The organism is Microbacterium sp. NPDC058389 (assembly GCF_042722305.1).
GTDB lineage: Bacteria > Actinomycetota > Actinomycetes > Actinomycetales > Microbacteriaceae > Microbacterium.
The window spans coordinates 313,154-324,937 of record NZ_JBHXJQ010000001.1 but is presented as its reverse complement, the minus strand read 5'-3'; the positions used below and the strand labels follow the sequence as shown (position 1 = coordinate 324,937).

The following is an 11,784-nucleotide window of genomic DNA, read 5'->3' as shown; positions in this document are numbered from 1 at the left end:
CCAAGGCCGCGATCGTTAGGCTGGTGGGGATGATCTCGCTCCCGCTCGCTGACACTGCTGAGGCCACTCCGTCGACCTTCTGGCAGGACCTCGGCGAGTTCTTCGTGCATGCCGGGATCAACCTGGCGTGGGTGGCCGGCATCATCGTCGGTGCGCTGCTGCTGGTGTGGATCCTGCGCGTCGTGATCCACCGTGTCGTGAATCGCATCGTCAACGGCGCGAAGAGCAAGGCCAACGTCGACGACACGCAGGCGCTGGAGCGCTCACCGCTCGCCTCGGTGCGGCTCGTGCAGCGCACACGCACCCTCGGCTCGATCCTCAGCAACATCGTCAACGTCACGGTGGTCGTGATCGCGCTGCTGCTCATCATCAACGTCCTGGCTCCGACCGCCCTCGGCTCGTTGACGCTGCTGACCGCCGCCGTCGGCGCCGGCCTCGGTTTCGGCGCCCAGAACATCGTCAAGGACGTCCTCAACGGCATCTTCATCGTGGCCGAGGACCAGGTGGGCATCGGCGACGTCGTCGACCTCGGGCTCGCCACCGGCATCGTCGAGTACGTCAGTGTGCGCGTCACGCACGTCCGCGACGTCAACGGCACGCTCTGGTACGTGCGCAACGGCGAGATCACGCGCATCGGCAACCTGTCGCAGGGCTGGTCGCGCGTGATCCTCGACCTGTCCGTGGCGACCGACTCCGACATCGACGAGGTCGAGCGCGTGATGCTCGACACCGCGAGGGGCCTGGCGAAGGACCCCAAGTGGCGCACGCGCATCATCGAGCAGCCCGAGGTGTGGGGCCTGGAGTCGATCTCTGGCGACGCCCTGGTCATCCGGCTGGTCATCAAGACGCGGGCGAACGCCAAGGACGACGTCGCACGCGAGCTTCGCATGCGCCTCAAGCACGCGATCGACGAGATGGGCATCTCGCTGCCGTCCCTCACGGCGGTCATGCCCTCGGGCCTCGAAGGTGCCCAGCGCGTGCGCGGCGCCAACCCGCCCAAGACGCGGCCCAACCCGGTCGCCCCCGCCGCCGAGGGCGCCGTCTGGAAGCCCAAGCGCACGAGCAAGAAGAAGCCGTCCCCCGGTGATGAGCCCGGGTCGACTCCCGGAGGACCCTCATGACGGATGCCGCCACCACGCCGATCTCGTTCTACGAGGAGGTCGGCGGCCACGACACCTTCGTGCGTCTCGTCGACGTCTTCTACCGCGGCGTCGCCGACGACGAGGTGCTGCGGCCGATGTACCCCGAAGAGGACCTCGGCCCCGCGAAGCACCGCCTCACCACGTTCCTGGAGCAGTACTGGGGTGGCCCGACGACGTACGGCGAGGAGCGCGGCCACCCGCGCCTGCGCATGCGCCACGCGCCGTTCCACATCGACCCGGACGCGCGCGACCGCTGGCTCGCCCACATGCGCGCCGCCGTCGACGCTCTGGAACTCCCGCCGCTGCACGAGGCGACGCTGTGGGACTATCTGCAGCGTGCCGCGTTCGCCATGGTGAACACGTTCGAGCCGTCGGGCATCGGCCCCGCGGCCGGCGCCCGCGCCGCGGCATCCCTTCCGGTGACCGCCGCCCCGCCGGCGGGCACCGACCCCACTCGCTGACATCCCCAACACCCCCCGGCCGACGAAGGAGTCGACATGCCCACAGCCACCCATCGCACCGACGTGCTCGTGATCGGATGGGGGCTGGCCGGACTCGTCGCCGCCTCCGAAGCCGCCGCCGCGGGCAAGAAGGTCACGATCGTCGACCAGGAGCCGCGCACCAACCTCGGCGGACAGGCCTGGTGGTCCTTCGGCGGACTGTTCTTCGTCGACTCGCCCGAGCAGCGCCGTCTCGGCATCCGCGACTCGATCGAGCTCGCCCGGCAGGACTGGTTCGGCAACGCCGGATTCGACCGTGACGAGGACCTGTGGCCTCGTCGATGGGCCGAGGCGTACCTGCAGTTCGCCCACCAGGAGAAGCGGGCGTGGCTGCGCGAGAAGGGCGTCGGGTTCTTCCCCATCGTGGGCTGGGCGGAGCGCGGCGGGTACACCGCCACCGGTCCCGGCAACTCGGTGCCGCGGTTCCACATCACCTGGGGTACCGGCCCCGGCATCGTCGCCCCGTTCCAGGCGGAGGTGGAAGCCGCCGAGGCCGACGGTCGCATCACGATCCTGCCGCGCCACAAGGTGACCTCGCTCACGGTCGAGGACGGCGTCGTCACCGGCGCCGAGGGAGAGGTCCTGGAGCCCTCCGGCACGGGTCGCGGCGTGGCCAGCTCGCGTGACGTCGTCGACACGTTCACCGTGTCCGCGCAGGCCACGATCGTCGCATCCGGCGGCATCGGCGGCAACCACGACCTCGTGCGCCGCTCATGGCCCGCACGCCTGGGCACTCCCCCGGAGACGATGATCACAGGCGTCCCCGCGTACGTCGACGGCTCGATGCAGCCGGTGTCCGAGGCCGCCGGCGCCCGCCTGATCAACGGCGACCGCATGTGGCACTACGTAGAAGGCATCCAGAACTGGGATCCGGTGTGGCCGGATCACGGCATCCGGATCCTCCCCGGCCCGTCATCGGTGTGGCTCGACGCCACGGGGACGCGGCTGCCCGTCCCGCTGTTCCCGGGCTTCGACACGCTCGGCACGCTCGCGCATCTGCGGGCGACCGGATACGACCACTCGTGGTTCGTGCTGTCGCAGAAGATCATCGAGAAGGAGTTCACGCTGTCGGGCAGCGAGCAGAACCCGGACCTCACCGGCAAGGACGTCCGGCTGCTGGCGAAGTCGCGGCTCGGCAAGGGCGCGGCCGGCCCCGTGCAGGCGTTCATGGACAAGGGCGCCGACTTCGTCGTGCGCGAGAAGCTCGACGACCTCATCGCGGGCATGCAGGCGCTGCCGGGCGGCGAGGCGCTGGATCCCGAGCGGGTGCGGTTCGAGGTCGAGGCCCGCGACCGCGAGATCGACAACGACTTCACGAAGGACGCGCAGATCGCGATGCTGCGGTCCGCGCGTGCGTTCCGCGGTGACCGCCTCATCCGCACCGCGAGCCCGCACCGCATCCTCGCGCGCGACTCCGGGCCGCTCATCGCGGTGAAGCTCCACGTCCTCACCCGCAAGTCGCTGGGCGGCATCGAGACCGACCTGTCAGGCCGGGCGCTCGGCGCGGGCGGCGCCCCGGTGCCGGGCCTGTATGCGGCAGGCGAGGCCAGCGGCTTCGGCGGCGGCGGCGTGCACGGCTACCGTGCGCTGGAGGGGACGTTCGTGGGTGGATGCCTCTTCTCGGGGCGCGTCGCCGGCCGGGCGGCCGCAGCCGCCGTCTGACGCGCTCTGCGCCCCGGGCTCGCGCCGCCGTCAGGTGGTGGCGGGCCCGGTGCGCCGCACCGGCGTGAGACCCGACACCATCGGTCCTCGCACCACGATGTGACCGCGGTCGAGCGTGACCCGCGTCCAGGGTCCGTTCGCGAACACGCGCGAAGTCTCGGCGCCGCTGATGAAGCCCATGCTGAGGGCCGCGAACGCCACCCCGAGCGGCAGACCGCCGAGGTCGTCGTCCGGCGCACCCCAGACGGCCGCACGGACGGCACGGACGACGTCCTCCCCGGCATCCGTGGGCACCGCGTCCGACACCTGGGCGATGCCGCCCTGCGCCTTGGCAGCCAGCGTCGACGCGTCGATACCGGGCCGTGCCGCCCACCCGGTGCGGGGCGGCGCGATGCCGGCCCACGCGGCCGACAGAGCGGTCTCGGGGAGCGTCAGGGCGAGCGGATCGTCGGCGACGGCCGTCAGCGCGGACGCGTCCACCACGAGGTCGCACACGAGCTCGGGGTCTGCCGACAGCGTGCGCATCGCCAGCACGGTCGGCGTCGCGTCGCCGAGGCCCTTCGGCGCCAGCGGGGCGGCCGTCATCGCCAGCACGCCTCCGGCAGCCTGCAGCCGCACGCCCTCGACGGTGAAGCGGGCCGCGCGGCGGGCGAAGGTGAGCGCGTCGGCGGCGGAGGAGGGATCGGCGAACAGCAGGCGGGGAGACATCGCCCCCTAAGCTACCAAGCGGAACGACGGGCGCCGGCCGCCCGGAGAGGAGACCCGTGAACGTCGAGCACCCCGCCGATCCCCCCGCCGACGCCGTCGCGTCGATGCTCTCGGTGCTCGACCTCAGCGGCTCCGATGCGCGCACGACGGAGGACATCTTCACCGGGCGCTCGCAGTCGATGCCGCTCGGTCGCGTGTACGGCGGCCAGGTGCTCGCGCAGTCGATCGTGGCCGCATCCCGCACGCTCCCGGATGACCGCAAGGTGCACTCGATGCACGGCTACTTCCTGCGGCCCGGGGATTCCGCGAAGGGCATCACGTTCTCGGTCGATCGCATCCACGACGGCCGCTCGTTCTCGACCCGCCGCACCCAGGCCTACCAGGAGGGCGTGCCGATCTTCTCGATGATCGCGTCGTTCCAGGACGAGGACCCGGGCCTCGAGCACCAGGCCGCGATGCCCTCTGGTGTGCCGCATCCCGATGACCTGCCCGACATCGAGGCGCGGCTGGACGGCCTGCATCCGATGTCGAAGAGGTTCTTCACGGACCGGCCGGTGGAGCTGCGCCACATCCCGTCGCCGATCTACACGGCCGTCGAGGGGCCGCAGCAGCCCGACCAGATGGTGTGGATGCGGGTGCGCCGCACGATTCCCGACGACCCCGCGATCCATCGCGCCGCGCTGGCGTACCTCACCGACCTGACGATCCAGGAGTCCATTCTGCGTGCGCACGGCATCGCCTGGACCACTCCGGGGCTGAAGGTCGCGAGTCTCGACCACGCGATGTGGTGGCACCGCTTCGGTCGCGTGGACGAGTGGATGCTGTACGTCCAGGAGTCCCCGAGCGCCCGGGGCGGCCGCGGACTGGCGACGGGGCGCATCTACAGCGCGGACGGCGCGCTGCTCGCGAGCGTCGCGCAGGAGATCATGGTGCGGGTCCCGGAGGACCGACTCACGCAGGGCTGACGTGGGCCACCTGGCCACCGTCGTGACTCAGCGGCGGTGCGCGTACTCGATGGGCTGGCCGACGTACGGCGCCCAGGCGTCGCGCTCGGCGGCGGTGAGGCGCATCGGACGCCCGGTGGCGGCATCCACCTTCACGATCACCGTCGTCGCCCGCGCGTACAGGACGTGCTGGAGGTCGGCTGTCTCGACGGGGCTGTAGACCTCGTAGCAGACCTCGATGCTCGAGCCGCCGACCTTGCCGAACCACATCTGCACGTCGAGAGGGTGCCGCTGGTACGGCACCGGCGCGAGGTACTCGATCTCCTGTCGTGCGATGAGCGTCAGGACGCCGCTGAAGATGCTCGAGTCGAGCACCGCGGTCGACGGCGCGTCCTCGCCCGGAGCCGGGACCCAGAACGCGCGGACGCGCGCCTCTTCGAGCAGCTTCAGCATCGACGTGTTGTTCACGTGGTTGAACGCATCGAGGTCGCCCCACCGCAGATGGATGGGGATGTGCAGTCGGAGGCCGCCCCCAGTGGGAGCGGCCTCCGCGCGAGCCGTGTCAGTCACGGGTCAGCTTGCGGTACGTGGTGCGGTGCGGACGAGCCGCGTCGGCGCCCAGGCGGTCGATCTTGTTCGCCTCGTACGCTTCGAAGTTGCCCTCGAACCAGTACCACTGGTCGGGGTTCTCGTCGGTGCCCTCGTACGCCAGGATGTGGGTCGCGATGCGGTCGAGGAACCACCGGTCGTGTGTGATCACCACGGCACAGCCGGGGAACTCGAGCAGCGCGTTCTCCAGCGACTGCAGCGTCTCGACGTCCAGGTCGTTGGTCGGCTCGTCGAGGAGCAGCAGGTTGCCGCCCTCTTTCAGCGTGAGCGCGAGGTTCAGGCGGTTGCGCTCACCGCCGGAGAGCACCCCGGCCTTCTTCTGCTGGTCGGGTCCCTTGAACCCGAACTTCGACACGTAGGCACGCGACGGGATCTCGGTCTTGCCCACCGTGATGATGTCGAGGCCGTCCGAGACGACCTCCCACAGCGTCTTGTTGGGGTCGATGCTCGCGCGCGACTGGTCGACGTAGCTGATCTTGACCGTCTCGCCGATCTTCAGATCGCCGCCGTCGAGCGGCTCCAGGCCCACGATCGTCTTGAACAGCGTCGTCTTTCCGACGCCGTTGGGGCCGATGACGCCGACGATGCCGTTGGGCGGCAGGGTGAAGCTGAGGCCGTCGATGAGCGAGCGCCCGTCGAAGCCCTTCTGGAGCTTCTTGGCCTCGATGACGACGCTGCCCAGGCGCGGCCCCGGGGGGATCGTGATCTCTTCGAAGTCCAGCTTGCGGGTGCGGTCCGCCTCGGCGGCCATCTCCTCGTAGCGGGCCAGACGCGCCTTGGACTTCGCCTGACGGCCCTTCTGGTTCGAGCGGACCCAGTCGAGCTCTTCGGCGAGACGCTTGGCGAGCTTGGCATCCTTCTTGCCCTGGATCGCGAGGCGCTCGGCCTTCTTCTCGAGGTAGGTCGAGTAGTTGCCCTCGTAGCCGATGAGCCGGCCGCGGTCGACCTCCGCGATCCACTCAGCGACGTTGTCGAGGAAGTACCGGTCGTGCGTGATCGCGATGACGGCGCCCGCGTACTTCTGCAGATGCTGCTCGAGCCACAGCACGCTCTCGGCGTCGAGGTGGTTGGTGGGCTCGTCGAGCAGCAGCAGGTCGGGCTTCTGCAGGAGCAGCTTCGCGAGGGCGACGCGGCGGCGCTCACCGCCCGAGAGGTTCGAGACCGAGGCGTCGGCCGGCGGCGTGCGGAGCGCGTCCATCGCCTGCTCGAGCTGCGAGTCGAGGTCCCACGCGTCGGCGGCGTCGATCTCTTCCTGCAGCGTGCCCATCTCGGCCAGCAGGGCGTCGAAGTCTGCGTCGGGGTCGGCCATCAGGGCCGAGATCTCGTTGAAGCGATCGAGCTTCGCCTTGATCGCGACGCCCTCCTGGATGTTCTCCAGCACCGTCTTCGACTCGTCCAGCTCCGGCTCCTGCATGAGGATGCCGACGGTGAACCCGGGCGACAGCTTCGCCTCGCCGTTGGACGGGGTGTCGAGACCGGCCATGATCTTGAGGATCGTCGACTTGCCGGCTCCGTTCGGGCCGACCATGCCGATCTTGGCGCCCGGCAGGAACGCCATGGTCACGTCGTCGAGGATCAGCTTCTCGCCGACCGCCTTGCGGGCTCGGACCATCGAGTAGATATATTCGGCCACCGAGCAATACCACCTTCTAAGTAGGGTTCCTGGTCCGCCTGGAATCAGCGGCGCGCCACCGCGTGTTGGCGGGGTGCCGGGTCAGCCGGGAGTCCGTCCCAGCCTATCAACGACCCCTGTGCACGCCGAGGTGACCCTCCCGCTCGGCTCTCTACCGTCCTCTGCACAACCGGCGACCCGGCGATGTCTCCCACTGTGATCCCGCCAGTCCGCCCGTGACGATGTCGCAACGCAGCTCTCGACGGCAGCGCGGGAATCCAGCTCACTCGCGTCGGCCGACGGATCTGACGTCAGCGTCCCAGCCCGCCGGGCGCGCATGCGCCCTCACGGGCTGCAGTCACCAGTCGATGGGGCGGGTCTGGCCGATGAGGCACGTGCCTTCGGACACCACCGGGACCACGACGGTGACGGGGTCCCCGGTCGCCGGGCCGACCTGGCCCACGAGGCACTCGTCCCCCCAGCGGACGGAGAATTGGATGCTCTCCGCCGGGTTGCCGACCGTGGAGGTGTCGTTGGTGACCTGCATGGCGGACTTGTCGAAGCCCGCCGCGACGAGCGCGTCGATGTAGGCGCGACCGGAGACCCGCGCGTCCGTCGCCCAGACCGAGGCGGTCACGGCCGAGAAGAACGGCAGGTTGTCCTGTGCCGTCCCGTCGGGGATCAGGGCCGCCGGAGGATCCTCCCCGGTCGGGCTCGGGCTGCCGCCGGGAGTCGGATCGGCGGACGTCGCCGAGCCGGAGGCGGACGGGGTGGGTGCCGGGGTCACCGGCGCGCAGGCCGTCGCGAGGGCCACTACGAGCGCTGCCAGCAGCACGGGGGCGGTGCGCCTCACGGGGCTCGACGAGCCGTTCGCGGGGGAAGGGTGTCGGGCCACGCGAGAAGTCTACGTGCGCCGACCCGACCCCCCCCTGAACGTCGCGGCGGACGCCATGCCTCAGAAGGGCGCGTCGGCCGCACTCACCCCGACGCCGACGAGTTCGCCGGCCCCGGCGTCGAGCGCCATCGGCGGCACCGCATCCGTCCCGTCGGTCGCGTCCACACCCGGCGCCGCCCAGGCTTCCGTCGCGGCCGGCGCCTGCCACGCGTCCGCGGGCACCGGATCGATGCTCTGCCTGCGCTCGTCCCTGACGAACGTCGTCGTGCCCCACAGCAGGTCGTGGCCGATCGCGTCGGCTTCGATGTCGAGCGCCGTCCCGCGCTTCTCGCCGTTGTCCCACTCCCGCTGTCGCAGCCGGCCGGTCAGGATCACGCGGTCGCCCTTGTGCAACGAGGCGAACGCGTGGTCGGCCAGGCCGCGGAAAACCGAGACCGTGTACCAGTTCGTACCGGCGTCGATCCAGCGCTCGGACTGGCGGTCGAACCGTCGCTGCCCACTCGCGACCCGGAACGAGGTGATGCCCAGCCCGTTCTGCGTGCGCTTGAACTCGGGTTCCGTGGCCACGTTCCCGGTGACGGTGATGCTGTCGTACAGATCGCTCATGTCTGTTCCTCTCTCCGCGAGCCAGAGGTCGATCCCCTGGTCTCCGCCGGCGCCCCGTGCCCGAGGACGCCGGCGGTGGGATCAGCCTCTCGTGCGCGGCGGCTGCATCGGGCTTCTCCCTCACGATCTGGGGAGAACCTCATGGGGGTCAGCGCTGGGGAGGAAGAGCGAGCGGCGATCGCGATGTCGGAGGTCGAACGTATCTTCTAAGGGAAGGGAGAAGTCATGACCTACATCCTCGAATCGTCCGCGCGGGAGAAGCCGCGCGTGTCCGCACGGGCCGGAGTGCGATTGGATGCCGCGGCGCCGGGGCTCTGGCGCGTACGGGACCACTCGGGTTTCGTCATCGGCCACCTGCAGGCCGTCACGGAACTCGGCGGGACGCGCTTCCGCGCGCGTCGGTTCCACGCCGCGACACACTCCTTCCGTGACCTCGGCGACTTCTGGAGCGCCGACGACGCCGTCGAATGCCTCCGATGGGGACGCTGACGCCGGCTCAGACCACGGCTCCGGCGTGTTCGACGACGGCGCTCGGCGCGCCCGCCTTCACGGAGGCCCACGAGTCGGCGAGCACCCGTGCAGCACGCACCATGTCTTCCGGCGGCGACGTGAACGGCACCCGGAGGTGGCGATCATGCCCGCCCTCTATCGAGAATCGTGAGCCCGCGGTGAGCAGGACGCCGCGAGAGCGCGCCTCCATCACGAGGGCCGAACTGAGCGGGGCGTCCAGCTCGATCCAGAGCGCCACTCCCCCGTGGACGTCGGGGATGCGCCACGACGGGAGCTGTGAGCGCAGTGCGGTCACGACGGCGTCGCGCCCTGCCTGGAGCAGCCCTGAGCGCTGCGTGACGATTGCGTCGAAGTCGCCGAGCAGCCGCGCGGCGATGGCCTGCTCGAACTCGGGCGTGCCGAGGTCGTGAGCCGGGCGTGCGGCGACCAGCCGGCGGATCAGGTCGCCGTCGGCCCGCACCCAGCCGACGCGCAGTCCACCCCACACCGTCTTCCCGAGCGAGCCGATGCGCACAACCGTCCCCGGCTCCGCGTCGACGAAGCCCGGCGCGAGCGGTCCTCGGTCGATGTCGAGGTCGGCGGTCGTCTCGTCGAGCACCAGGACGGTGCCCGCGCGCTCCCCCGCGGTCAGGATCGCCGCGCGTTCCGCAGCGGTCATGCTCCGCCCGGTGGGGTTCTGGAAGTCGGGCATGAGGTACGCCATCACCGGCAGCGTCCGCGCGAACACCTGCTCGGCGCGATCGATGTCCCACCCGTCGTCCGTGGTCACGGGCACGCCGACCAGGCGCCCTCCGGCGCGGCGGAGGGCATCGACGGCGTGCGGGTAGGTCGGGGTCTCGACGACGACGCGGTCGCCGCGGCCGAGCAGCACCGACGACACGAGATGGATCGCGCTCTGCGCTCCGGTCGTGACGAGCACCTCGGCCGGTGTGGTCGGGATCCCCCGGCGCGTGTATCGCTCAGCGATCGCCGCACGAAGATCGGCGCCACCGAGGACGTCGTAGCCGACTCGCGAGATCAGCGCCGCCGAGTTCGCGGCGGCCTCGGCCATCACGCCCGCCAGCCCCGGCCAGGCCGGCGGGCTCGCCTGTTGCAGGTCGATCATGCCCTCCGCGGCGGCGGCCCGGCCGGTGTCGCGGTGCCCGACCGGCAGCGTGACACTGCCCGACCCCCGGAGGCTCGCGATGTGGCCGCTGTCACGAAGGCTGCGATACGCAGCGGCGACGGTACTGCGGCTCACGTGCAATGCGGTCGCCAGCTCGCGCTCGGCCGGCAGCGCTGTCCGCGGAGCGATCCGGTTGTCGAGGCAGAGCAGTCGGATGCCGTCGGCCAGGGCCTCGTAGGCGGGTTCACGCGTGCGCCACCCACCCAGCGAAGCCGCGAGCGCACGAGCCGAGACGCGGGAGTCCATAAGGGCCAGCCTATCCACATTGGACTGCTTGATACGAGCCAATCTTGCGATTGGATAGCTCCATGCCCCGCCGCGTCGCTCAACTCCTCATCGGCCTGTTCCTTTACGGCGCCGGCTGTGCGCTCACGGTCGAAGCGGGCCTCGGCGTCGACCCGTGGACGGTCTTCGCCCAGGGACTGTCATTGCGCACCGGCATCGGCATCGGATGGATCACCAACATCGTCGGCTTCTTCGTGCTGCTGCTGTGGATCCCGCTGCGGCAGAAGCCGGGTGTCGGAACGATCGCCAACATCCTGCTCGTGGGCACGAGCATGCAGCTCGTCCTCGGGATCGTGCCGCCGGTCTCCGGCCTCGTCGCACAGATCGCGACGCTGCTGGCGGGCATCCTCGTCGTCGCCGTGGCGTCCGGGCTGTACATCGGCGCGCGATTCGGTCCCGGTCCGCGCGACGGACTGATGACCGGCCTCAACTCCCGACTGGGCTGGCCCATCTGGCTCTGCCGTGCCCTGGTTGAACTGACGGTGCTGGCGATCGGCTGGCTGCTCGGCGGCACCGTCGGCGTCGGCACGGTGCTCTTCGCCGCGCTCATCGGACCGCTCGTGCACATCGCACTGCCGCTGCTGGACACCCGGCGAGAACCGCGCGAACACACATCGGGACGGCCGGCAACCCACGTCCCGACGGTCGGTACCGCCGCCGAACCGGCGCCCTGACGCGCGCCGGCAGCGGCGACGGCGTGCGGGCTCAGTGCTCCTGGAACCGCGGCCAGTCGCTGCCCGGGGTCATCCGGGCATGGAGCGCGCTCTTGGCGACTTCCATCGTCGGATACGTCCCCGCGGCCTGATCGGCGCCGGCCATCGTCACCGTGTAGCCGTCGTCGCCCTTGCGGATGCTGCCGACGACGCCGCCGGCGCCGAAGGCGACCCACAGGGGGTGGTGCGTCTCTGTGGTGCTCATCGTGAACTCCTTTCGATGCCTCCGCCGCTGACGCTACGCCGCGACGCCCCGAGAAGCCAGAGTCCGTTGCGGCGTGGCGCGACCGGGTAATCTGGGAACTCACCCTTCCCTCCGTAGCTCAGGGGACAGAGCGAGCGGTTTCTACCCGCCAGGTCGGGGGTTCGAATCCTCCCGGGGGGGCACCGGGGCTCGGCGGCGACGCCGAGCCCCTTATCCGGGCCCGCGATG

13 protein-coding genes and 1 tRNA gene are annotated in these 11,784 nt (G+C 70.6%); 7 read left to right on the top strand and 7 right to left on the bottom strand.

What is annotated here, in order from left to right:
- Positions 1 to 29 precede the first annotated feature (29 nt).
- The 3 genes from ACFWJ8_RS01685 to ACFWJ8_RS01675 are packed head-to-tail and all read left to right on the top strand — an operon-like array spanning position 30 to position 3,304.
- A complete protein-coding gene (locus tag ACFWJ8_RS01685) occupies positions 30 to 1,121 on the top strand; it encodes a mechanosensitive ion channel family protein (RefSeq protein ID WP_378808144.1) in 1,092 nt (363 codons plus the stop codon).
- The gene (locus ACFWJ8_RS01680; protein ID WP_378808142.1) at positions 1,118 to 1,603 is read left to right on the top strand and encodes a globin; all 486 of its coding nucleotides are present in this window, start codon (positions 1,118 to 1,120) and stop codon (positions 1,601 to 1,603) included. The genes ACFWJ8_RS01685 and ACFWJ8_RS01680 overlap by 4 nt, the downstream gene beginning before the upstream one ends.
- Before the next feature lie 36 nt (positions 1,604 to 1,639).
- On the top strand, positions 1,640 to 3,304 hold the full coding sequence (locus ACFWJ8_RS01675; RefSeq protein ID WP_378808140.1) for an FAD-binding dehydrogenase: 1,665 nt from the start codon (positions 1,640 to 1,642) through the stop codon (positions 3,302 to 3,304).
- 30 nt (positions 3,305 to 3,334) lie between these two features.
- Here the strand turns inward: ACFWJ8_RS01675 and ACFWJ8_RS01670 are convergent, their stop codons facing one another.
- Positions 3,335 to 4,012 (bottom strand): hypothetical protein, encoded by a 678-nt coding sequence (locus ACFWJ8_RS01670; protein ID WP_378808138.1) that lies wholly within the window; start codon positions 4,010 to 4,012, stop codon positions 3,335 to 3,337.
- Between the two features lie 104 nt (positions 4,013 to 4,116).
- Here ACFWJ8_RS01670 and ACFWJ8_RS01665 point away from each other — a divergent pair, with 104 nt between their 5' ends.
- The gene (locus ACFWJ8_RS01665; RefSeq protein ID WP_378808660.1) at positions 4,117 to 4,977 is read left to right on the top strand and encodes an acyl-CoA thioesterase; all 861 of its coding nucleotides are present in this window, start codon (positions 4,117 to 4,119) and stop codon (positions 4,975 to 4,977) included.
- Between the two features lie 27 nt (positions 4,978 to 5,004).
- Here ACFWJ8_RS01665 and ACFWJ8_RS01660 read toward each other — a convergent pair whose 3' ends face one another.
- From ACFWJ8_RS01660 to ACFWJ8_RS01645, 4 genes are all read right to left on the bottom strand, one after another.
- Positions 5,005 to 5,526 (bottom strand): acyl-CoA thioesterase, encoded by a 522-nt coding sequence (locus tag ACFWJ8_RS01660; protein ID WP_378808136.1) that lies wholly within the window; start codon positions 5,524 to 5,526, stop codon positions 5,005 to 5,007.
- Positions 5,519 to 7,198, bottom strand: coding sequence for an energy-dependent translational throttle protein EttA (gene ettA / locus ACFWJ8_RS01655; protein ID WP_378808134.1), 1,680 nt, complete (start codon positions 7,196 to 7,198; stop codon positions 5,519 to 5,521). The genes ACFWJ8_RS01660 and ettA overlap by 8 nt, the downstream gene beginning before the upstream one ends.
- A gap of 337 nt (positions 7,199 to 7,535) precedes the next feature.
- Positions 7,536 to 8,072 (bottom strand): DUF6993 domain-containing protein, encoded by a 537-nt coding sequence (locus ACFWJ8_RS01650; protein WP_378808132.1) that lies wholly within the window; start codon positions 8,070 to 8,072, stop codon positions 7,536 to 7,538.
- Positions 8,073 to 8,132: 60 nt separating this feature from the next.
- The gene (locus ACFWJ8_RS01645) at positions 8,133 to 8,678 is read right to left on the bottom strand and encodes a single-stranded DNA-binding protein (RefSeq protein ID WP_378808129.1); all 546 of its coding nucleotides are present in this window, start codon (positions 8,676 to 8,678) and stop codon (positions 8,133 to 8,135) included.
- 225 nt (positions 8,679 to 8,903) lie between these two features.
- Between ACFWJ8_RS01645 and ACFWJ8_RS01640 the strand changes: the two genes are divergently transcribed.
- A complete protein-coding gene (locus ACFWJ8_RS01640) occupies positions 8,904 to 9,167 on the top strand; it encodes a hypothetical protein (protein WP_378808127.1) in 264 nt (87 codons plus the stop codon).
- 7 nt (positions 9,168 to 9,174) lie between these two features.
- On the opposite strand, the gene ACFWJ8_RS01635 is transcribed toward ACFWJ8_RS01640, so the two are convergent.
- Entirely contained in the window at positions 9,175 to 10,599 is a 1,425-nt protein-coding gene (locus tag ACFWJ8_RS01635; RefSeq protein ID WP_378808124.1) for a PLP-dependent aminotransferase family protein, read from the bottom strand.
- 62 nt (positions 10,600 to 10,661) lie between these two features.
- On the opposite strand from ACFWJ8_RS01635, the gene ACFWJ8_RS01630 reads away from it, so the two are divergent.
- Positions 10,662 to 11,312: a YitT family protein gene (locus ACFWJ8_RS01630; protein ID WP_378808122.1), complete on the top strand. Its 651-nt coding sequence runs from the start codon at positions 10,662 to 10,664 to the stop codon at positions 11,310 to 11,312.
- Positions 11,313 to 11,343: 31 nt separating this feature from the next.
- On the opposite strand, the gene ACFWJ8_RS01625 is transcribed toward ACFWJ8_RS01630, so the two are convergent.
- On the bottom strand, positions 11,344 to 11,556 hold the full coding sequence (locus ACFWJ8_RS01625; RefSeq protein ID WP_378808121.1) for a methyltransferase: 213 nt from the start codon (positions 11,554 to 11,556) through the stop codon (positions 11,344 to 11,346).
- 107 nt (positions 11,557 to 11,663) lie between these two features.
- Between ACFWJ8_RS01625 and ACFWJ8_RS01620 the strand changes: the two genes are divergently transcribed.
- Positions 11,664 to 11,736: transfer RNA gene (locus tag ACFWJ8_RS01620), tRNA-Arg, on the top strand.
- Positions 11,737 to 11,784 lie beyond the last annotated feature (48 nt).

What these genes read in the sequence shown, in the direction of transcription:
- ACFWJ8_RS01640 (WP_378808127.1), top strand. Translation starts at nt 8,904, where the DNA reads ATGACCTACATCCTCGAATCGTCCGCGCGGGAGAAGCCGCGCGTGTCC.
- ACFWJ8_RS01680 (WP_378808142.1), top strand. Translation starts at nt 1,118, where the DNA reads ATGACGGATGCCGCCACCACGCCGATCTCGTTCTACGAGGAGGTCGGC.
- ACFWJ8_RS01675 (WP_378808140.1), top strand. Translation starts at nt 1,640, where the DNA reads ATGCCCACAGCCACCCATCGCACCGACGTGCTCGTGATCGGATGGGGG.
- ACFWJ8_RS01685 (WP_378808144.1), top strand. Translation starts at nt 30, where the DNA reads ATGATCTCGCTCCCGCTCGCTGACACTGCTGAGGCCACTCCGTCGACC.
- ACFWJ8_RS01645 (WP_378808129.1), bottom strand. Translation starts at nt 8,678, where the DNA reads ATGAGCGATCTGTACGACAGCATCACCGTCACCGGGAACGTGGCCACG.
- ACFWJ8_RS01670 (WP_378808138.1), bottom strand. Translation starts at nt 4,012, where the DNA reads ATGTCTCCCCGCCTGCTGTTCGCCGATCCCTCCTCCGCCGCCGACGCG.
- ACFWJ8_RS01625 (WP_378808121.1), bottom strand. Translation starts at nt 11,556, where the DNA reads ATGAGCACCACAGAGACGCACCACCCCCTGTGGGTCGCCTTCGGCGCC.
- ACFWJ8_RS01630 (WP_378808122.1), top strand. Translation starts at nt 10,662, where the DNA reads ATGCCCCGCCGCGTCGCTCAACTCCTCATCGGCCTGTTCCTTTACGGC.
- ACFWJ8_RS01665 (WP_378808660.1), top strand. Translation starts at nt 4,117, where the DNA reads ATGCTCTCGGTGCTCGACCTCAGCGGCTCCGATGCGCGCACGACGGAG.
- ACFWJ8_RS01635 (WP_378808124.1), bottom strand. Translation starts at nt 10,599, where the DNA reads ATGGACTCCCGCGTCTCGGCTCGTGCGCTCGCGGCTTCGCTGGGTGGG.